Genomic DNA, 21,401 nt, shown 5'->3' with positions numbered 1-21,401 from the left:
CGCGCCGACGCGAACCGGCGGCCCCGGCACCCCTCGCGGTGCCGGGGCCGCCGCTCGTGCGCCCGGACGCTTCCGAGCCCCGGGCGCGTCCGGGCGGACGTCCGTATACCCGTACGGGGAACGGGAGTCGCACGGCTGTCTATAGTGCGAACCCATGACGGAGAACTCGACCTCGCCCCAGGGGCGCGCCACCCGGCGCAGACCCCGCACGCGCGGGCAGCGCGTGCGCCGCGCGCTGCTCTGGACCCTGCTGATCGTCGTGGTGGGCACGGCCGCCGCCGGGTACTGGGGCTACTCCAGCATCGACGGCAACATCAAGGGCGTCGACCTCGACAAGGCGCTCGGTGACGACCGCCCGCCGCGGCTGCCGACCGCCGGGCAGAACCTGCTGGTGCTCGGCTCGGACTCGCGTGCCGGTGCCAACGCGGCGCTGGACGGCGGCAAGGTCGCCGGTGCCCGCTCGGACACCGCGCTGGTGGTGCACATACCCGAGGGCCGGACCCGGGCCACCGCGATCAGCATCCCGCGCGACACGCTCGTCACCCGGCCCGCCTGCCGGGACACCGGCGGCGGCACGGCCCCGTCGGCGCAGCGGGTGATGTTCAACTCCGTGTACGCGCAGTACGGCCCGGCCTGTGTCGTGAAGACGGTCGAGAAGATGTCCGGCGTCCGGCTCGACCACTACATGGAGATCGACTTCGCCGGCTTCAAGGACCTGGTGGACGCGATAGGCGGGGTCACCGTCGACCTCGACGAGCCGATCCAGAACGGGCCCGGCGGCCTCGACCTCGCGGCCGGTCCGCAGCGGCTGGACGGCGAGCAGTCGCTCGCGTTCGTCCGGACCCGGTACGGCGTCAAGGACGGCAGCGACCTCGGCCGGATCGGGAACCAGCAGAAGTTCCTGACGGCCCTGCTCGCCGAGGTGAAGAAGCAGGACCTGCTGGGCAGCCCGACCAAGTCGTTCCGGATCGCCGACTCGGCGACCAAGGCGCTCACCACCGACTCCGAACTGGCCTCGCTGACCGCGCTGAGCGAGTTCGCCCGCTCGATGAACGGCGTCGACCCGGGCAGCATGGAGACGATCATGCTGCCGGTGGCGTACGACAAGAAGGACCCGAACCGGGTTGTCGCGGCCGAGCCGAACGCGTCCCGGCTGTGGAAGGCGATCCGCGAGGACGCGCCGATCCCCGCCTCGGCGAAGAAGTCCCCCGCGACCGGCGGCTGACATCCTGGCGTCATGGACCGTACGGAACCGCCCCTGCTCATCGTCGACGGCGCCAACGTGGTCGGGTCGGTGCCCGACGGGTGGTGGCGGGACCGGCGCGGCGCCGCCGAGCGGCTGCGCGACCGGCTCGTGAACGGCCCGGTGCCCGAGGGCGGGCCCTTCGAGGTCGTCCTGGTCGTGGAGGGCGCGGCGCGGGGCGTGGAGTCGGTCCCGGGCGTACGGGTCGAGGAGGCGCCCGGGAGCGGTGACGACCTGATCGTCGAGCTGGCCGGGAACGCCGGCGGCCGGCCGTGTGTGGTGGTCACGGCCGACCGGGAGCTGCGGCGACGGGTGGGCGAGCACGGGGCCCGTTGCGTGGGCCCTCGCGCCGTCCGTCAGTAGGTCGCCCCGGGCCCCGCCTTGCCCAGGCGGCTGTGGCCACGTCCGTACAGGAAGTAGACGACGACGCCGATCGCCATCCAGACGGCGAAGCGGAACCAGGTCTCGCCCGGCAGGTTGAGCATCAGCCAGAACGAGGCGGCGATGGACAGGATGGGCAGCACCGGCACCCACGGGGTGCGGAAGGCGCGGGGCAGGTCGGGGCGGCTGCGGCGCAGCACCATCACGCCGACGGCCACGACGACGAAGGCGAACAGGGTGCCGATGTTCACCAGGGTCGCCAGCTCGTTGATGCTGGTGAAGCCGGCGACGATCGCGATGATCACACCCAGCAGGATCGTCGGCCGGTACGGCGTCCGGAAGCGGGGGTGCGTGACGGAGAAGAAGCGCGGCAGGAGGCCGTCGCGGCTCATCGCGAAGAACACCCTGGTCTGGCCGAGGAGCAGGATGAGGCAGACCGTGGTGAGGCCGACGGCGGCGCCGAAGCTGATGACGCCGGCGTAGAAGGGGTGCCCGGTGGCCTTGAAGGCGTCCGCGAGCGGGGCGCTGACCGAGAGTTCGGAGTAGTGCTGCATGCCGGTCACGACGAGGGCGACGGCGACGTAGAGCACGGTGCAGATGAGGAGCGAGCCGAGGATGCCGCGGGGCATGTCCCGCTGCGGGAGCTTGGTCTCCTCGGCGGCGGTGGCCACCACGTCGAAGCCGATGAAGGCGAAGAAGACGACGGACGCGGCGGTGAAGATGCCCATGACGCCGAAGTTGCTCGGCTCGTAGCCGAAGATCGTCTGCACCAGCGGGGCGTCCCAGCCCGAGCCGGCGGGCGGGGTCACCGAGGGCGGGATGAACGGCGAGTAGTTGTCGCCGACGATGAAGAACAGACCGGCGACGATCACGATCATGACCACGGTCACCTTGATGGCGACGACGAGCGCGGTGATCCGGGCGGAGAGCTTCATGCCGATGACCAGGATCACGGTCAGGACGAGGACCAGCAGGAAGGCCAGGATGTCGAAGGTGCCGCCCGCCGCGTCGGGGCCTTCGAGTGCCGCCGGTAGGTGCCAGCCGATGTTGTCCATCAGGGACCGGACGTAGCCCGACCAGCCGACGGCGACCACCGCCGTACCGAGGGCGAACTCCAGGACGAGGTCCCAGCCGATGATCCAGGCGGGCAGTTCGCCGATGGAGGCGTACGCGAAGGTGTACGCGGATCCGGCGACCGGGACCGTCGAGGCGAACTCGGCGTAGCACAGGGCCGCGAGCGCGCAGACGATGCCGGCGGCGACGAAGGCCAGGGCGGTCGCCGGGCCCGCGTTCTCCTTGGCCACCTTGCCGGTGAGCACGAAGATGCCGGTGCCGATGATGACCCCGACGCCGAAGACGGTCAGGTCCCAGGCGGAGAGTGATTTCTTGAGTGCGTGCTCGGGCTCTTCCGTGTCGCGGATCGACTGCTCGACCGTCTTGGTCCGGAACATGCCGGTGCTCGCCTGGGGCGGCTTCTGGTCCGTGCTCACCGTCGTACCTCCGTGCCGTCGGTCACAGACCCATGATCGAGACGGCAGGGGGGTGGCGCGCGCCGACGGAACCGGTTTCACACGAAAGGACCGGTCGGCCACCCCGTGGGGTGGTCCGACCGGCCCAATGCGGTCACGCTCCGTCGCCGGTGCCGGGCGTCCCCGCCGGGCGCCGGAGACGGCCCGCGGGTGCCGGCCGCGGGCGGGGCGGGGGTGTCAGTCGCGGGCGGGCTCCACGGCCCGCTCGCTGTCCTCGTAGCGGCCGTCGAGGCGCGAGACCAGGCCGGTGACCTGACGGGCGATGTCCGGCGCGGTCAGCCCGATCTCGGCCATGACCTCCTTGCGGGAGGCGTGGTCGAGGAAGCGCGGCGGGATGCCGAAGTCGCGCAGCGGGACGTCCACGCCTGCGTCGCGCAGGGCCTGCGCGACGGCCGAGCCGACTCCGCCGACGCGGCTGTTGTCCTCGACCGTGACGACGACGCGGTGCTGCTCGGCGAGCGGGGCGAGCGCCTCGTCGACGGGCTTGACCCAGCGCGGGTCGACGACGGTGGTGGTGATGCCCTGGGCGTCGAGCAGGTCCGCGATCTCCAGGCACATCGGCGCGAGCGCGCCGACGGAGACCAGGAGGACGTCGGGCGTGTCGGCGCCGGACTCGCGCAGCACGTCCATGCCGCCGACGCGGCGCAGGGCCGGGACGGCGGGGCCGACGGCGCCCTTGGAGAAGCGGACGACGGTCGGGGCGTCGGTGACCTCCACGGCCTCGCGGAGCTGGGCGCGGACCTGGTCGGCGTCGCGCGGCGCGGCGAGCCGCAGGCCGGGCACGACCTGGAGGATCGACATGTCCCACATGCCGTTGTGCGAGGCGCCGTCGGTGCCGGTGACGCCGGCCCGGTCCAGGACGAAGGTGACGCCGCACTTGTGCAGGGCCACGTCCATCAGGACCTGGTCGAAGGCGCGGTTGAGGAAGGTGGCGTAGACCGCGAAGACGGGGTGCAGGCCGCCGGTGGCGAGGCCGGCCGCGGAGACCGCGGCGTGCTGCTCGGCGATGCCGACGTCGTACACCCGCTCCGGGAACGCCTTGGCGAACTTGTCGAGCCCGACGGGCTGGAGCATGGCCGCGGTGATCGCGACGATGTCCTCGCGCTCCTTGCCGAGCTCGACCATCTCCTGGGCGAAGACGCCCGTCCAGTCGGCGCCGGAGGAGGCGATCGGCAGGCCGGTGTCCGGGTGGATCTTGCCGACGGCGTGGAAGCGGTCGGCCTCGTCCTGGAGGGCCGGCTGGTAGCCGCGGCCCTTCTCGGTGAGGCAGTGGACGATCACCGGGCCGCCGAAGCGCTTGGCGCGCGTCAGGGCCGACTCCAGGGCCTCGATGTCATGGCCGTCGATGGGGCCGACGTACTTCAGGCCGAGGTCCTCGAACATGCCCTGGGGGGCGATGAAGTCCTTCAGGCCCTTCTTGGCGCCGTGCAGGGTTTCGTAGAGCGGCTTCCCGACGACGGGCGTGCGCTCCAGGATGTCCTTGCCGCGGGCCAGGAAACGCTCGTAACCGTCGGTGGTGCGGAGCGTGGCCAGGTGGTTGGCGAGGCCGCCGATCGTCGGGGCGTAGGACCGCTCGTTGTCGTTGACGACGATGACGAGCGGGCGGTCCTTGGCCGCGGCGATGTTGTTCAGCGCCTCCCAGGCCATGCCGCCCGTCAGGGCCCCGTCGCCGATCACGGCGACGACGTGGTCGTCCTTCTTCAGGACCTCGTTGGCCTTGGCCAGGCCGTCGGCCCAGCCGAGGACCGTCGAGGCGTGCGAGTTCTCGATGACGTCGTGCTCGGACTCGGCCTGCGAGGGGTAGCCGGAGAGGCCGCCCTTCATCTTGAGCTTGGAGAAGTCCTGGCGGCCGGTGAGCAGCTTGTGGACGTAGCTCTGGTGGCCGGTGTCGAAGAGGACCTTGTCCTTCGGGGAGTCGAAGACGCGGTGCAGGGCGATGGTCAGCTCGACCACGCCCAGGTTGGGCCCGAGATGACCGCCGGTCTTGGAGACGGCGTCCACGAGAAACGTCCGGATCTCCTCTGCCAGCTGCTCCAGCTGTTCCGGGGAGAGCCGGTCCAGATCGCGCGGTCCCCTGATACGGGTCAGCAGAGCCACCCGTGCCTCCTTGCGTTTGAGCTGGTCGAGCTTGCCGATTTGTCGAGTCTAATGTTCCGCCCGGCGGCGTCGTCATCGGGCGGCGTTTCCGCGTCACCCGGGTGGCCGACACGCCGCGGGGCGCGCGGGCGTTCACAGTCCTGGACGCAGCAGTGCCCGGCGCCGGTTCTCCGGCGCCGGGCACTGTGGTGAGCGTTACGCGCGTCCCGCGGTCTTCTGGGTGCGCCGGGAGACCGAGTCGATCACGACGGCGGCGAGGAGCACCGCGCCGGTGATCATGTACTGGATCTCGTTGGCCATGCCGATCATGTTCAGGCCCTGCTGGATCGACTGGATGACGATCATGCCAAGGAGCGCCGACCAGACCTTGCCCCGGCCGCCGAAGAGGCTGGTGCCGCCGATGACGGCGGCCGCGATGACCAGCATCAGCGTGTTGCCGCTGCCGAGGCTCTTGGTGGCGCCGCCGGAGAGGCTGGCCACGAAGAGGCCGCCGAAGGCGGCGAGCATGCCGGAGAGGCCGAAGACGACGATCCGGATCCGGTCGACGTTGATGCCGGCGCGGCGGGCCGCCTCGGCGTTGCCGCCGACCGCGAAGACCTTGCGGCCGAAGAGGGTGCGGCGGGCGACGAAGTCGGCGATCACCAGTACGGCGAGGAAGAGGACGAGGGCCAGCGGCAGGCCGCGGGCGCCCTCGGGCTCGTTCAGGACGTAGGCGACGACGAAGCAGAGGACCGCCACGATCGCCGTGCGGAGCACGATCTCGCTGGAGGGGCGGGACGGCAGTGCGGCGGCCTTGCGGCGCTTGGCGTCGAGGAGCAGCGAGCCGGCGTAGGCGAGGACCGCCGCCAGGGCGAGGCCGTAGGCGGCCGCCTTGTCCTCGAAGTAGTACGCGGTGAGGTTCTCCACGATGGAACCGGAGGGGGCGTTGATCGAGCCCTCCTTGCCCATCAGCCAGATCTGCAGACCGCTCCAGCCGAGGAAGCCGGCGAGGGTGACCACGAAGGCCGGGACGCCGATCTTCGCGAAGAAGAAGCCGTGGAGCAGACCGATGAGCAGACCGGCGATGACGGCGATGACGACCGACAGCAGGTCGTTCACGCCGTTGGTGACGTTGAGCACGGCCCAGACGGCCGCGCCGACGCCGGCGACCGAGCCCATCGACAGGTCGATCTCGCCCAGGATGAGGACGAAGACGATGCCGACGGCCATGATGCCGAGGCCGGAGGAGTAGACGGCGATGTTCGCGACGGAGCTCGCGGAGAGGAAGTTGCCGTTCTGGACCTGGAAGACGATCGCGATGACGATCAGGCCGAGGACGACGGGGAGGGAGCCCAGCTCACCACCGCGGATCTTGCGGTTGAACTCGGTCCAGTAGCCCTTGAGGCCCTCTTCGCGGACCAGCAGGCGCGGGTCGACGGCGGGTATCGGGGCGGCGGAGCCGGCCGCGGGGCCCGTGGCCCCTGCGGGGGTCTCGGGGGTCCGGGGCTTGGGGGTCTTGGCGAGGTCGCTCACTTCGCGTCCTCCTTCGTGGCCTGGCGCGCCTGGCGACGGGTCACGGCGTTGTCCGTGGCGCCCGTGATGGCCGCGATGATCGTCTCGTGGCTGGTCTCGGCGACCGGGAAGTCGCCGTTGTTGCGGCCGAGGCGCAGGACCGCGACGCGGTCCGCGACGGCGCGCACGTCGGCCATGTTGTGGCTGATGAGGATGACGCCGTGGCCGCGCTCGCGCAGCCGCTCCACGAGGTCGAGCACCTGTGCGGTCTGCTCGACGCCGAGGGCGGCGGTGGGCTCGTCCAGGATGACGATCTTGGGGTCGCCGATCAGGGCGCGGGCGATGGCGACGACCTGCCGCTGACCGCCGGAGAGCGCCGCGACGGGGATGCGGACCGACGGGATGCGGATGGACAGCGTGTCCAGGAGCTCCTTGGCGCGCTTCTCCATGGCGATCTCGTCGAGGACGGACGCGGAACGCAGCTCGCTGCCGAGGAAGAGGTTGGCGACGACGTCGAGGTTGTCGCAGAGCGCCAGGTCCTGGTAGACGGTGGCGACTCCGAGGTTCTGGGCGTCGTGCGGCTTGGTGATCTGGACGGGCCGGCCGTCCCACTCGATGGTGCCCTCGTCGATCGGGTGGACACCCGAGATCGTCTTGACGAGGGTCGACTTGCCGGCGCCGTTGTCGCCCACCAGGGCGACGACCTCTCCGGCATGGATCTCCAGTTCGACATCGGTGAGCACCTGGACGGCGCCGAACCGCTTGGAGACTCCGCGCAACGCCAGCACGGGCGTAGCGGACACGTGAATCATCTCCTTCGCCGCCTGACCGGCGGGGATGGTGGTACAGGGGGGAGCACAGAGGGGGCTGTGGAGAAGTCCGGCGCCCCGCCCCCGCTTGCGGGGCGTGGAACGGGGCGGGGTGCGCCGGACCGGACCGGGGCCGTTCGGAGGGGGTGGGTGGAGTCCGAAGGGCGGTACCGGCAGCGGGTGTTACTTGATGCCCGCCGCGTCGCAGGCGGCCTTGTACTCGCCGGCGCAGAGCGCCGCGGCCTCGTAGACACCGTCGGCGATGATCGTCGAGCCGATGTTCTCCTTGGTCACGACCTGCGCGTCGTACAGCTTCGCCGGGATGTCCTTGAACTCACCGGTCAGGCTGGTGACCTTGGTGGGGACCAGGTCGTCGATCTTCTCGCCCTTGAGCAGGCGGACCGCGATCTCGGCGGTGGTCTCGGCCTCGGGCTTGATCTGCTTGTAGATCGTGAAGGACTGGTCGCCCTTCAGGATGCGCTGCAGACCGGCGAGCTCGGCGTCCTGGCCGCCGACCGGGACCTTGATGCCCTGCTTGGAGAGGGCGGTGATGATGCCGCCGGCCATGCCGTCGTTGGCCGAGTAGACGCCCTGGAAGCCGCTCTTGCCCAGGGAGTCGATGGCGGCGCCCATCTTCTTGTTGGCCTCGTCCGGGGACCAGTCCGGGATGTCCTGCTCGTAGACGACCTTCTTGACGGCCGTGTCGAGGACGCTGTGGGCGCCCTTCTTGAACAGCGGGGCGTTGGGGTCGGTCGGCGAGCCGTTGATCATGACAACGTTGGCTTCCTTGGCCTGCGCGCCGAGCGCCTTGACCAGGCCCTCGCCCTGCAGGCGGCCGATCTTCTCGTTGTCGTACGAGACGTAGGCGGAGATCGGGCCCTCGGCCAGGCGGTCGTACGCGACGACCTTGACGCCCTTCTTCTCGGCCTGCTGCACCCAGGACTTGGTGGCCTTGTAGTCGACCGAGTCCAGGATGATGACCTTCACGCCCTGCGTGACGAGCGCGTCGAACTGCTTCTTCTGCGTCTCGGTGTCCTGCGCGGCGTTGTTGTACTTGACCTCGCAGTCCGAGCAGAGAGCCTTGATCTTCGCCTCGATGATCGGGCGGTCGAAGGTCTCGTAACGCGTGGTCTTGTTCTCCGGAAGCAGCAGACCGATGGTCTTGCCGTCGCCGCCGCTCCCGTTACCCGAGTCGCTGTCGCCCGCCTTGCCACAGGCGGCGACGGAGAGGGCCATGGAAACCGCGGCCGTGCCTATGACGACGCGGCGCGTCAATGCGTTCATGTGGGTTTGCCTCCCTGACGAGGCCGCGACATTGCGGCCGAGGTGGCTGGAAGTCAACTCGGCCGCACGGTCGACGTCAAGGAGTAAATCCTTAACGAGATGACAACGGTGCCATCCGTTATCTAAGTGAAGGCAGGCGTCGAGGCCGGCGCGGCGGCGGGGAGGGCGCTCTCCAACAGGGTCGAATCGCCCATTTCGTTCAGCGCGAGAGCCAGCGCGCCGAGCACCTCGGCGCGGCCGCCGAGGGCCCCGGGGGCCAGGGAGAGCTGGCGGGCGGCGCTGGGGATCGCGTACCGCGAGACGGAGTCCCGGATGGGCGCCAGGACCAGCTCCCCGGCCTCCGCGAGATCGCCGCCGAGGACCACCCGGCTGGGGTTGAGCAGGTTGCACAAGTTGGCGATACCGCTGCCGATGTGGCGGCCCACGTCGGCGATCACACGGCGGCAGCCGGGGTCCCCCTCGCGCGCCAGCTGGACGACCCGCTCCATGGTCAGATCGGGGCCGTGGCCGGGCTGGAGCAGCGGCAGGACGTAGCGGGCGGCCGCGAAGGTCTCCAGGCAGCCGCGATTGCCGCAGCGGCAGACCGGGCCCGACTCGTCGAGGGTGATGTGCCCGATCTCGCCGGCCGTGCCGCCGGGGCCGCGGTAGACGCGCCCGTCGATCACGAGCCCGGCGCCGACGCCGCTGGCGACCTTGATGTACGCCAGGTCCCTGACCCCGCGGCCGCTCCCCCAGACCAGCTCGCCGAGCGCGCCGAGGTTGGCGTCGTTGTCGACGTACACGGGCACGCCGAGGCGGCCGGAGAGCTCGTCGGCGGGGTTGATGCCGGTCCACCCCGGAAGGATGGAGGTCGAGCCCAGGGTGCCGGAGGAGACGTCGATGGGGCCCGGCACGCCGAGGCCCACGCCGACGATCTTGTCCTGGCCGATGCCGGTGGCCGCGATCAGCCGTTTGACCAGCGTCTCCGCCCGGTCGAAGCCCTCCGCGGAGGAGGCGTCGACGTCGAGCGGCTCGGACTCCTCGGCGAGGACCTGGTGGGCCAGGTTGCCGACGGCGACCCGCAGGTGGGTGTGGCCGAAGTCGACGCCGATGACGATGCCCGCGTCGCCGGAGAGCGAGACGCTGCGGGCGCGGCGGCCGCCGGCGGAGGTGGGGGTGACCTCGACGGTCCCGCCGTCCTTCAACTCCCGCACGATGTTGGAGACCGTCGCGGCCGACAGACCGGTCGCACGGGCGATCTCCGCCTGCGTGAGCGAGCCCGCCATGCGGACCGCGCGCACGACCCGTTCGAGATTGGCCCTGTGCAGAGATGTCTGCGACCCCGGAGTCTCCATCGACTCATCCACTCCCGCCTGCAGGGGCCGCGCCCGCCAGGCCCCGGCCTCTTCTCCAACTTGTGAACTCTAAGATGAGCTGTTCGGGGTGTTCCCCGTCAAGACCTTGAGCGGGGCGAGGCTCGGATGAGCTAACGCGCCCCCGGGGGCGGACATGCGCGAGGCCCCGGAGAGGGGCGTCCCTCCGGGGCCTCGTGCCCGCGCGGGCGGGGTGGATCGTTATTTGAGCGTGGCCGAGGTGAGACCGGCCTGGACCTGCCGCTGGAAGGACAGGTACACCACCAGCATCGGGATCATGGCGATCGTCACGCCGGCGAAGAGGACCGGCAGGTCGGAGGCGTATCCCTGCTGCTGCTGGAGCTGGATCAGCCCCTGGGTGAGGACGTATCGCTCGGGGTCGTCACCGCTCTGCGGCTGCATCAGCACGGTCGGCAGGACGAACTGGTTCCACTGCCCGAGCGTGTTGAAGATGCCGACGCTGAGCAGGCCCGGCTTGGCCATCGGGAGCATCACCTGGAAGAAGGCCCGGGTGTGCGAGGCCCCGTCCAGGATCGCCGCCTCGAAGACGGCCGTGGGCAGCGTCCGGAAGAACGCGTGCATGAAGAAGACGGTGAAGGGCATCGAGTACGCGATGTAGACGAGGATGAGCCCGTGGTACGTGTTCAGCATCCCGAGCAGCTTCACCATGAAGAAGAGCGGGACGAGGGCGAGGAACACGGGGAACATCGCCCCGGCGACGAAGAAGTAGTAGACGAGCCGGTTGCCCCAGAACTGGTAGCGGGCCAGGACGTAGGCGGCCATCGAGCCGAACAGCATCGTCAGGGGCACCGAGAACGCCAGGACGACGACCGTGTTCACGAAGTAGTCGCCGATGCCCTTCTCCCAGGCGCGGGAGAAGACGTCCAGCGACCAGTTGCTCGGCCAGCCGAAGGCGGAGCCGGCGATCTGGGAGTCGGTCTTGAAGGAGCTGAGCACCAGCCACAGCAGCGGCAGGACGATCAGCAGGGCCCACAGGGCGAGGAAGCCGTGGGAGAAGACGTTCAGGACGACGCCCTCGCTGCGGGGGCCCCGGGGGCCGTCGCCCCGGCCGCCCGCCGCGCGCTGCCGGGGCAGCGTGCCGTCCTTGGAGACGGTGTCTTGGGTGGGTGCACTCATCGTTGGCTCTCCCGCTCAGAACTCGAGGCGCTCGCGGCGGGTGGCGCGCAGCGTGACCACGGACACGATCAGGGTCAGCAGCAGCATGATCACGCCCATGGCGCAGGCGTAGCCGCTCTTTCCGTAGTAGAGGAAGTTCCGCATCATCACCGTCGACATCGTCTCGCTGGCGTGGTCGGGGCCGCCGCCGAACTCGCCCGAGGTCATGGTGGAGACGAGGACGAACATGTCCATCGCGACGATGCCGAGATAGACCCAGGCCGTCTGCACCGAGTCCCACAGCAGCGGGAGCGTGATGCGGAAGAAGGACTGGGTGCGCGTGGCCCCGTCGATGAGCGCGGCCTCGTAGACGTCCCGCGGGATGGACTGCATGGCGGCCGAGAACAGCACCAGGTAGAAGCCCACCCCGTGCCAGACGACGATCGCCATCAGCGCCCAGAGGACGAAGTTCGGCTCGTTGAGCCATTCGACGGGGGTGGCCTCGTCGATCAGTCCGAGCTTCAGGAGGAAGCCGTTGAGCATGCCGCCGGTGTCGCTGCGGTAGACGGCTCCGAAGAGCACCGCGAGGATCGCCAGGGACAGGACCTGCGGAAAGAAGTAGACGATCTTGTAGAACTTGGCTCCGGCGACGCCCGAGACACCGCCGGCCCGGCTCCGCCCGCCCGCGTTCACCATGAAGGCGAAGAAGAGGGCGAGCAGAATGGTGATCACCGGGATGAACACCAGGAACAGGATGTTGTGCCAGATGGCCCCCAGAAAGATGTCGTCCTCGAACAGCGCGACGTAATTGTCGAGCCCGACGAACGAGAAGGTCTGCGATTGGCCCTTCCAGTCGGTCAGCGAGTAGCCGAACGTCTGGATGTACGGCCAGATGACGAAGACCAGATAGAGCGCCACGGGTATGAGGAGAAATCCCGCGACGAACCGGTGCTGCCCTTTGCGCATGGCGTTCCTGCCCCTGGTGTCCCCGGCGATGTACGGCAGTGGAAGCGTGGTCAGTCGCGGCGGTTGTTCTTGGCCGCCGGGTCCTTGGCGGCCTTGTCCACCGCCGCCTGGGCGCGCTTGAGCCATTCCGCGGGCTGGATGCGCTTCGCCATCAGCTCGTTGGAGGCGTTCTGGATGGCGGTGTCCATCTCGCTGTACCACTCGGTGTAGAGGTAGCGGAAGGTGTGGGTGCCGGCCTTCTTGGACACCTCGACCGTCGACTGCGTGCCCGGCCGCAGCTTGACGCTCGGGTCCACACCGTCCTGGAGGATGGTGAGGGAGTTGGCCTCCTTGGCGAAGAGCGTCGACCACTCCTTGGAGAGCATCATCCGCATGAACTCCTTGGCCTCGGCGAGGTTCTTGGCCTTGGACGGGATGATGAAGGGCTCGCCGGAGCCGGCGCGGATCGCCTCGTACGGCATGACGGAACCGGGCAGCAGCGGCATCGGCATGAACTTCATGTCGAAGTCGGCCGGCGTCTGCTTCAGCTGCTCGTTCTCCAGCCACGAACCGCTGGTGATGAACACGGCCTTGTACTGGTTCCAGCGGGTCTGCGACTCGGTGTGGGTCAGGCCGTTGGTGCCGGGCATCAGATAGCCCTTCTCCACGACCTCGTAGATCGCCTCGACGGCCTCCTTGGCGGCGGCGGAGCCGACGAACGCCTTGGGGTCGAGGTTGTCGATCGCCTTCATGGCCTCCAGACCGCCCTTCTTGGCGATCAGGTCCATGATGGCGACGTTGATGTAGTACGGGAACTTGCCCTGGTGGGCGAGGCCGCCGATGCCCTGGGCGGTGGCGTCCTTGCAGATGGCCAGGAACTCGTCCCAGGTCTTCGGCTCCTTCCAGCCCTTCTCGCGGAAGAGCTTGCCGGAGTACCACAGGCCCCACACCGTGTAGATGTAGTTGAGCGCGACGACCTTGCCCTCCTGCAGGCCCGGGTCGAGCGTGCCGGGAATGAGCGTGTCGCGGACCTTCTTGGCGGGGTCGTCGACCGAAGGCGCGTCGAGGACCTCGGCGAGGTCGAGCAGCTGGCCGTTCTTGTACAGCACGTCGATCTTGATCTTCTGGGCGCCGGAGTCGTCGACGATGTCCGGCGGGTTGCCGGCGTTGAAGCGCGGCTGGAGCTTGCCCGTGATCTCCTGCGTGCCGGTGTGGGTGGCAGTGACGCCCCACTTCTTGTCGAAGCTCGCCTCCCACGCCTTGGCGTAGTCGTCGCCGTAGCCGCCCTTGAAGACGACGACGTCGATCTTGCCGCCCTTGGCCACCCCGAACGGGTTGTCCTTGGACACCTTCCCCTTCGGCTTGTTCTCTTCCGTGCTGCCACCACCGCCGGAGGCGCAGGCGGACAGGAAGCTCATCGTCGGCACGGAGATCAGACCGAGAGCGGCGGAGCGCTTGATCAGATCGCGTCGGCCGAGGCCCTCGTGGGTGTGCGCGGAGGTGGATCCCATGCTCAAGTCCTCGCCTTCATTCAGGACTCAGGCGGTGTACCGGTCGCCCGTACTGCTCGCCTCAGGCGAAGGGCCCCGCCACCGCATTCGAATGCAGCTTGGGTCGTGCGCCGACAGGTATAGTCCATTTCCCGTCAACTGAGCAAGATCGAAAGCCGGTTTGGACGGCAGTCTTTCCCTAGTTGAGACCTCGGGGATATCCGCGCCGCATCTGCACCGGTTTCTCCCTCGCGTTGTCGCGAACACCCTTGACACACCCCGTCACTTGGACCCCTACTGGAGCCTGCGCGTTTCGATTGACAACGTTGTCTAAAACGAGCGGCGGGAGTGACGACACCGAATGCAGGCCCCACTTCACACCGGACCGAGCCCACGGCACACCCACGGGAACACGTTCAGGGAGACGCTCAGGGACAGGTCCGGGCCGCCGTCTCCGCCCCGCTTCGGGCGCGGACGGCGGCCCGGGACGCGGCGCGCACAGGCCGCCGCCCTCCTCGCGGCCGCCGCACTCCTGGCGACCGCCGCACCCTCCCCCGCCTACGCCGCCCCGTCCCGACCCGGGCCCTTCGAGCGGGAGTTCACCACCTCCTTCGAGGCGGACGAGACCCAGCCGACCTGGCGGAACACCGTCGAGGTGGGCCGGGACGGCACGGAGCGGGCCTCCGGCGTCGACGGCGGCTTCGCCAGTGGCATCCCCGGCAACGTCACCGACAAGGTGACCGGGCTGCGCGCCAGCGGCGAGAACGCGGCCGGGGGCGAGACCAAGGAGAACCTGGTCGACCTCCAGCCCGGCACGAAATGGCTGGTCTTCGAGCCCACGGCCTGGATCGAGTTCGACCTCGACGCACCGGTGAAGGTCGTGACGTACGCGCTGACCTCGGCGAACGACGCGGCCGAGCGCGACCCGCGCGACTGGACCCTGAAGGGCTCCGCCGACGGCAAGGAGTGGAAGGTCCTCGACACCCGGGAGGGCCAGGCCTTCGCCAAACGCTTCGAGACGAAGACGTACGACTTCACCGGGGACACGGCCTACGCCCACTACCGGCTGGAGGTCACCCGGAACGGTGGCGCGGGCCTGACCCAGCTCGCCGACGTTCAGTTCTCGAACGGGGACACCTCCGCCCCCGTCCCGCCCGAGATGCGCAGCCACGTGGACCGCGGCCCCGGCGGCTCCCCCACGGCCAAGGCCAACGCCGGTTTCACGGGCACGCGGGCGCTGCGCTACGCCGGTACGCACAAGGCGGCCGGACGGGCGTACTCGTACAACAAGGTCTTCGACGTGAACACGGCCGTCGGCCGGGACACCGAGCTGTCGTACCGGATCTTCCCGTCGCTGGCCGAGACCGACCTCGACTACCCCGCCACCCACGTCTCCGTGGACCTGGCCTTCACCGACGGCACCTATCTCAGCGGGCTGCGCGCCACCGACACGCACGGCGGCGCGCTCACCCCGCAGGGCCAGGCCGCCGCCAAGCGGCTCTACGTCAACCAGTGGAACCAGGTGAACGCGGCGATCGGGACGGTCGCGGCCGGCAAGACCGTGGACCGGATCCTGGTGGCGTACGACTCCCCGGCGGGGCCGTCGAAGTTCCAGGGCTGGATCGACGACATCACCGTGCGGCCCGAGGCGCCGGAGAAGCGCCCGGCGCGGCTCTCCGACTACGCCTCGACCACCCGCGGCACCCACTCCTCCGGCGCGTTCTCCCGGGGCAACACCTTCCCCGCCACCGCCGTCCCGCACGGCTTCAACTTCTGGACGCCGGTGACCAACGCGGCCTCCAAGAGCTGGCTGTACGAGTACGCGCGCGGGAACAACGCCGACAACCTCCCCACCGTCCAGGCGTTCGCCGCCAGCCACGAGCCGAGCCCGTGGATGGGCGACCGGCAGACCTTTCAGGTGATGCCGTCCGCGGCCGCCGGCACTCCGGAGAGCGACCGGGTCAAGCGGGGTCTCGCCTTCCGCCACGAGAAGGAGACGGCCCGGCCGCACTACTACGGCGTCACGTTCGAGAACGGTCTCAAGGCCGAGATGGCGCCGACCGATCACGCGGCCGCGATGCGCTTCACCTATCCCGGTGACGACGCGAGCGTCGTCTTCGACAACGTCACCGAGGAGGGCGGCCTCACCCTCGACGCCGCGACCGGCTCCTTCACCGGCTACTCCGACGTGAAGAGCGGCCTGTCGGCCGGCGCGACCCGGATGTTCGTGTACGGCGTCTTCGACGCGCCGGTCACCGCCTCCGCCGCGCAGGGCGTGAAGGGCCACTTCCGCTTCGACGCGGGCGCGGACCGGACGGTGACGCTGCGGCTGGCCACCTCTCTGATCTCCGTCGACCAGGCGAAGGCGAACCTCGCCGACGAGATCCCGGCCGGCACCCGCTTCGAGCGGGTGAAGGACCGGGCGCAGGACGCCTGGGACGCGATCCTGAACCGGGTGGAGGTCGAGGGCGCCACCCACGACCAGCTCGTCACCCTCTACTCCAGCCTGTACCGCCTCTACCTCTACCCGAACTCCGGTTTCGAGAAGGTCGACGGCAAGCACCGGTACGCCAGCCCCTTCTCCCCCATGACCGGTCCGGACACCCCCACCCGCACCGGCGCGAAGATCGTCGACGGGAAGGTGTACGTCAACAACGGCTTCTGGGACACCTACCGCACGACCTGGCCCGCCTACTCCTTCCTCACCCCGAGGAAGGCCGGCGAACTGGTCGACGGATTCGTCCAGCAGTACAAGGACGGCGGCTGGATCTCCCGCTGGTCCTCCCCCGGCTACGCCGACCTGATGACCGGCACCTCCTCCGACGTGGCGTTCGCCGACGCCTTCGTCAAGGGCGTGGACTTCGACGCGAAGGCGGCGTACGAGGCCGCGCTGAAGAACGCGACCGTCGTCCCGCCGAGCCGTGGCGTCGGCCGCAAGGGCATGGAGACCTCCCCGTTCCTGGGCTACGCCTCGACCGAGACGCACGAGGGTCTCTCCTGGTCCCTCGAGGGCTACCTCAACGACTACGGCATCGCGAGGATGGCCGAGGCGCTGTACAAGAAGACCGGCCAGAAGCGGTACCAGGAGGAGGCCGCGTACTTCCTCTCCCGCGCCCGGAAGTACGTCTCGCTCTTCGACGCGAAGGCCGGCTTCTTCCAGGGCCGCGACCTGGCCGGCGCGTGGCGGGTGCCCTCCGCGGAGTACGACCCGAGGATCTGGGGCCACGACTACACCGAGACGAACGGCTGGGGCTACGCCTTCACCGCCCCGCAGGACTCGCGCGGTCTGGCGAACCTGTACGGCGGCCGCTCGGGGCTCGGGGCGAAGCTGGACACCTACTTCTCCACCCCGGAGACGGCGAGCCCCGAGTTCGTCGGCTCGTACGGCAGCGTCATCCACGAGATGACCGAGGCGCGTGACGTCCGGATGGGGATGTACGGCCACTCCAACCAGGTCGCCCACCACGTCCCGTACATGTACAACGCGGCCGGGACCCCGTGGAAGACGCAGGAGAAGGTGCGCGAGGTGCTGTCCCGGCTCTACACCGGCAGCGAGATCGGCCAGGGCTACCACGGCGACGAGGACAACGGCGAGCAGTCCGCCTGGTACCTCTTCTCCTCGCTCGGCTTCTATCCACTGGTGATGGGCAGCGGGGAGTACGCGATCGGCTCGCCGCTGTTCAAGAAGGTGACGCTCCGTCTCGACAACGGCCGCACGCTGGTCGTCGAGGCACCGCGCAACAGCGCGCGGAACCTCTACGTCCAAGGGGTGCGGGTGAACGGTCAGCGGTGGAACTCCACCGCGCTGCCGCACGCCCTGCTGTCCCGGGGCGGCACGCTGACGTTCGACATGGGTCCAAAGCCGTCGGCCTGGGGCACGGGCGCGAACGCCGGCCCGGTCTCGATCACCCGGGACGACCGGGTGCCCGTCCCGCGCACGGACGCGATCGCCGGGGCCGGTCCGCTCTTCGACGACACCTCCGCCACGGCCGGCCCGGTCGCCTCGGTGGAGCTGCCGGTGGCGAAGCCGGTCCGGGCGGTGCAGTACACGCTCACCTCGTCCGCACGGGCCGAGGCGCCGGCCGGCTGGGTCCTGCAGGGCTCGGCGGACGGCGTGACCTGGAAGGACCTGGACCGGCGGACGGGCCAGTCCTTCACCTGGGACCGCCAGACCCGGGCCTTCTCGGTCGCCACGCCGGGGACGTACGGGAAGTACCGCCTGGTGACGGCCGGCGGGGGCGGGACGCTGGCGGAGGTGGAGCTGCTGTCCTAGGACGGTCCCGGGCCGGGCTGCGGACCGGTCGGGCCGGACTTCAGGCCGGGCTTCGGGCCCTCGTACTCCCGGTCGTGCGCGGGCGCGGCCGGGAGTTCGCGGTCCAGGGCCTCGCGGTAGCGGACGCAGCCGCGGAGGAAGCGGGGCCAGGGCGGGACCGCCACGTCGGGCTCGACGCGCTCGGGCAGCAGCCCCCACAACTGCGGGTGATGCCAGCAGAGGTCGTGCCCCGAGCTGTCCCGGTGGGCGCGGATCGCGGCGCGCAGCCGCCGCGCCTCGGCGACGAGCGCCTCCCGGTCGAGCCGGTCCAGATCGCCGTCCGGGTCGCCGTCCGGGCGGGGGCCGGCGGTGCCGTCGTGGCCGTGGTCGTCGTCCATGGCGCGCAGGATAGGGCTCCGGAACGACGCGGACCGGCCGCCACCCCGTGCGGGGTGGCGGCCGGTCCGTCGTGCCGGTGACCGGGTGGGTCAGCCGCGGATCAGGTTCCGGAGCACGTACTGCATGATGCCGCCGTTGCGGTAGTAGTCCGCCTCGCCGGGGGTGTCGATCCGGACGACCGCGTCGAACTCGACACCGGTGTCCGTGGTGACCTTGACCGTGCGCGGGGTGGTGCCGTTGTTCAGCTCCTCGACACCGGTGAAGGAGAAGGTCTCCTCACCGGTCAGGCCGAGGGAGGCCGCCGAGGCGCCCTCCGGGAACTGGAGCGGAAGGACGCCCATGCCGATGAGGTTCGAGCGGTGGATGCGCTCGTACGACTCGGCGATGACGGCCTTGACGCCGAGGAGCGCGGTGCCCTTGGCGGCCCAGTCGCGGGACGAGCCGGAGCCGTACTCCTTGCCCGCCAGGATCGCGAGCGGGGTGCCCTGCTCGATGTAGTTGCGGGAGGCGTCGTAGATGAAGGAGACGGGGGCGCCTTCCTTCGTGAAGTCGCGGGTGTAGCCGCCCTCGGTGCCCGGCGCGATCTGGTTGCGCAGGCGGATGTTGGCGAAGGTGCCGCGGATCATGACCTCGTGGTTGCCCCGGCGCGAGCCGTAGGAGTTGAAGTCACGACGCTCCACACCGTGCTCGGTGAGGTACTGGCCGGCCGGGGTGTCGGCCTTGATGGCACCGGCCGGGGAGATGTGGTCGGTGGTGACCGAGTCGCCCAGCTTGGCCAGGACGCGCGCGCCGACGATGTCGGAGACCGGGGTGGTCTCCATCGTCATGCCCTCGAAGTAAGGGGGCTTGCGGACGTAGGTGGACTCGGCGTCCCACTCGAAGGTGTTGCCGGTCGGGATCGGCAGCGCCTGCCACTGGGCGTCGCCTGCGAAGACGTCCTGGTAGGACTTGTTGAACATGTCCTCGCCGATCGCGTTGGCGACGACGTCGTTGACCTCGGCCTCGGAGGGCCAGATGTCCGCGAGGTAGACCGGCTTGCCCTCGGTGTCGATGCCGAGCGCGTCCTTGGTGATGTCCACCTTCATGGAACCCGCGAGGGCGTACGCGACGACCAGCGGCGGGGAGGCCAGGTAGTTCATCTTGACGTCGGGGTTGATCCGGCCCTCGAAGTTCCGGTTGCCGGAGAGGACCGAGGTGACCGCGAGGTCGTGCTCGTTGACGGCCTGGGAGACCTCCTCCGGCAGCGGGCCGGAGTTGCCGATGCAGGTGGTGCAGCCGTAGCCGACGAGGTTGAAGCCGACCTTGTCGAGGTACGGGGTCAGGCCCGCCTTGTCGAAGTAGTCGGTGACGACCTTCGAGCCCGGGGCGAGGGTGGTCTTGACCCACGGCTTGCGGGTCAGGCCCTTCTCGACGGCCTTCTTCGCGACGAGCGCGGCGGCGACCATCACGTACGGGTTCGAGGTGTTGGTGCAGGAGGTGATCGCGGCGACGGTGACGGCGCCGTGGTCGATCTCGTAGGTCGAGCCGTCGGGGGCCGTGACGGTGACCGGCTTCGACGGGGCGCCGTTCGGCGTGTTCGCCGGGGCGTCGGAGGCCGGGAAGGACTCCTTGCCCGCCTCGTCCACGTCGTCCACGTAGTTGCGGACGTCCTGGGCGAACTGCTGGGCGGCGTTGGCGAGGACGATGCGGTCCTGCGGGCGCTTCGGGCCGGCGATGGAGGGGACGACCGTGGAGAGGTCGAGCTCCAGCTTCTCGGAGAAGTCGGGCTCCGCGGCCGGGTCCAGCCAGAGGCCCTGCTCCTTGGCGTACGCCTCGACGAGCGCGACCTGCTGCTCGGAGCGGCCGGTGAGCTTGAGGTAGTTCAGGGTCTCGCCGTCGATCGGGAAGATCGCGGCGGTGGAGCCGAACTCGGGCGACATGTTGCCGATGGTGGCGCGGTTGGCGAGGGAGGTGGCGGCGACGCCCTCACCGTAGAACTCGACGAACTTGCCGACGACGCCGTGCTTGCGCAGCATCTCGGTGATCGTGAGGACGAGGTCGGTGGCGGTGGTGCCGGCCGGCAGCTCGCCGGTCAGCTTGAAGCCGACGACGCGCGGGATGAGCATGGAGACCGGCTGGCCGAGCATGGCGGCCTCGGCCTCGATGCCGCCGACGCCCCAGCCCAGCACGCCGAGGCCGTTGACCATGGTGGTGTGCGAGTCGGTACCGACGAGGGTGTCGGGGTACGCCTGGCCGTTGCGGACCATGACCGTGCGGGCCAGGTGCTCGATGTTCACTTGGTGGACGATGCCGGTGCCGGGCGGGACGACCTTGAAGTCGTCGAAGGCGGTCTGGCCCCAGCGCAGGAACTGGTAGCGCTCCTTGTTGCGGCCGTACTCCAGCTCGACGTTCTGGCCGAAGGCTTCCTTCGTGCCGAACTTGTCGGCGATGACGGAGTGGTCGATGACCAGCTCGGCCGGGGAGAGCGGGTTGACCTTCGCCGGGTCGCCGCCGAGCTCCTTGACGGCCTCGCGCATGGTGGCGAGGTCGACGACGCAGGGCACACCGGTGAAGTCCTGCATGATCACGCGGGCGGGCGTGAACTGGATCTCCTGGCTCGGCTGAGCCTGCGAGTCCCAACCGCCGAGCGCACGGATGTGGTCGGCGGTGATGTTCGCGCCGTCCTCGGTGCGGAGCAGGTTCTCCAGGAGCACCTTCAGGCTGTAGGGGAGGCGCGCGGAGCCCTCGACCTTGTCCAGCTTGAAGATCTCGTACGACTCGTCGCCCACGCGCAGCGTGCTGCGGGCGTCGAAGCTGTTCGCCGACACGACAGTCTCCTTCATCAATGTGCGCGTTCTGACCGCATCCTGCCGCGATGGCTCCTCGCCGATCCGCTAAGGTAAGACTTAGTTAGGTAACCCTTACCGGCTGGCGCGGCTGCGGTGCGTCTTTCGGCAGATATCTCGATGTCGAGATAACTCTAGTACATGACCGCCGCGCGGTCATGCCCGGCATGCCCCGGGGCATGCGCCCG

General features: G+C 69.7%; 14 protein-coding genes. 3 read left to right on the top strand and 11 right to left on the bottom strand.

Annotated elements, in window-relative coordinates:
- The first annotated feature begins 154 nt into the window (after nucleotides 1–154).
- Together ACFZBD_RS21630 and ACFZBD_RS21625 are read left to right on the top strand one after the other, a co-directional pair.
- Nucleotides 155–1,225 carry an LCP family protein gene (locus ACFZBD_RS21630; RefSeq protein ID WP_391141711.1) on the top strand — a complete coding sequence of 357 codons (1,071 nt, stop codon included), beginning with the start codon at nucleotides 155–157 and terminating at the stop codon, nucleotides 1,223–1,225.
- A gap of 12 nt (nucleotides 1,226–1,237) precedes the next feature.
- On the top strand, nucleotides 1,238–1,606 hold the full coding sequence (locus ACFZBD_RS21625; RefSeq protein WP_391141708.1) for an NTP pyrophosphohydrolase: 369 nt from the start codon (nucleotides 1,238–1,240) through the stop codon (nucleotides 1,604–1,606).
- Here the strand turns inward: ACFZBD_RS21625 and ACFZBD_RS21620 are convergent.
- From ACFZBD_RS21620 to ngcE, 9 genes are all read right to left on the bottom strand, one after another.
- Entirely contained in the window at nucleotides 1,600–3,075 is a 1,476-nt protein-coding gene (locus tag ACFZBD_RS21620; protein WP_391142213.1) for an amino acid permease, read from the bottom strand. The two genes, ACFZBD_RS21625 and ACFZBD_RS21620, sit on opposite strands and share 7 nt — an antisense overlap.
- 255 nt (nucleotides 3,076–3,330) lie before the next feature.
- Nucleotides 3,331–5,250 carry a 1-deoxy-D-xylulose-5-phosphate synthase gene (gene dxs, locus ACFZBD_RS21615; RefSeq protein WP_391141705.1) on the bottom strand — a complete coding sequence of 640 codons (1,920 nt, stop codon included), beginning with the start codon at nucleotides 5,248–5,250 and terminating at the stop codon, nucleotides 3,331–3,333.
- Between the two features lie 195 nt (nucleotides 5,251–5,445).
- Nucleotides 5,446–6,762, bottom strand: a complete 1,317-nt coding sequence (locus ACFZBD_RS21610) for a sugar ABC transporter permease (protein WP_391141702.1) — start codon at nucleotides 6,760–6,762, stop codon at nucleotides 5,446–5,448.
- The gene (locus ACFZBD_RS21605) at nucleotides 6,759–7,553 is read right to left on the bottom strand and encodes an ATP-binding cassette domain-containing protein (RefSeq protein ID WP_391141700.1); all 795 of its coding nucleotides are present in this window, start codon (nucleotides 7,551–7,553) and stop codon (nucleotides 6,759–6,761) included. The genes ACFZBD_RS21610 and ACFZBD_RS21605 overlap by 4 nt, the downstream gene beginning before the upstream one ends.
- 180 nt (nucleotides 7,554–7,733) lie before the next feature.
- Entirely contained in the window at nucleotides 7,734–8,834 is a 1,101-nt protein-coding gene (locus ACFZBD_RS21600; protein WP_391141696.1) for a substrate-binding domain-containing protein, read from the bottom strand.
- 122 nt (nucleotides 8,835–8,956) lie between these two features.
- Nucleotides 8,957–10,168, bottom strand: a complete 1,212-nt coding sequence (locus ACFZBD_RS21595) for an ROK family protein (RefSeq protein WP_391141693.1) — start codon at nucleotides 10,166–10,168, stop codon at nucleotides 8,957–8,959.
- A gap of 219 nt (nucleotides 10,169–10,387) precedes the next feature.
- Nucleotides 10,388–11,323 carry an ABC transporter permease subunit gene (locus ACFZBD_RS21590; RefSeq protein ID WP_391141690.1) on the bottom strand — a complete coding sequence of 312 codons (936 nt, stop codon included), beginning with the start codon at nucleotides 11,321–11,323 and terminating at the stop codon, nucleotides 10,388–10,390.
- A 15-nt stretch (nucleotides 11,324–11,338) separates the two neighbouring features.
- A complete protein-coding gene (locus ACFZBD_RS21585; protein ID WP_391141687.1) occupies nucleotides 11,339–12,268 on the bottom strand; it encodes an ABC transporter permease subunit in 930 nt (309 codons plus the stop codon).
- 50 nt (nucleotides 12,269–12,318) lie between these two features.
- Nucleotides 12,319–13,758, bottom strand: a complete 1,440-nt coding sequence (gene ngcE, locus ACFZBD_RS21580; protein ID WP_391141685.1) for an N-acetylglucosamine/diacetylchitobiose ABC transporter substrate-binding protein — start codon at nucleotides 13,756–13,758, stop codon at nucleotides 12,319–12,321.
- Nucleotides 13,759–14,098: 340 nt separating this feature from the next.
- Between ngcE and ACFZBD_RS21575 the strand changes: the two genes are divergently transcribed.
- The gene (locus tag ACFZBD_RS21575; protein WP_391141682.1) at nucleotides 14,099–18,010 is read left to right on the top strand and encodes a GH92 family glycosyl hydrolase; all 3,912 of its coding nucleotides are present in this window, start codon (nucleotides 14,099–14,101) and stop codon (nucleotides 18,008–18,010) included.
- On the opposite strand, the gene ACFZBD_RS21570 is transcribed toward ACFZBD_RS21575, so the two are convergent.
- Both ACFZBD_RS21570 and acnA read right to left on the bottom strand, forming a co-directional pair.
- Nucleotides 18,007–18,387: a hypothetical protein gene (locus ACFZBD_RS21570; protein ID WP_391141679.1), complete on the bottom strand. Its 381-nt coding sequence runs from the start codon at nucleotides 18,385–18,387 to the stop codon at nucleotides 18,007–18,009. The two genes, ACFZBD_RS21575 and ACFZBD_RS21570, sit on opposite strands and share 4 nt — an antisense overlap.
- 90 nt (nucleotides 18,388–18,477) lie before the next feature.
- On the bottom strand, nucleotides 18,478–21,195 hold the full coding sequence (gene acnA, locus ACFZBD_RS21565) for an aconitate hydratase AcnA (RefSeq protein ID WP_391141677.1): 2,718 nt from the start codon (nucleotides 21,193–21,195) through the stop codon (nucleotides 18,478–18,480).
- Nucleotides 21,196–21,401: the final 206 nt, after the last annotated feature.

It is taken from the genome of Streptomyces sp. NPDC008121, assembly GCF_042957155.1.
Lineage (GTDB): Bacteria > Actinomycetota > Actinomycetes > Streptomycetales > Streptomycetaceae > Streptomyces.
The sequence above is the reverse complement of the archived record's forward strand: the minus strand, read 5'-3'. Positions and strand labels throughout refer to the sequence as shown.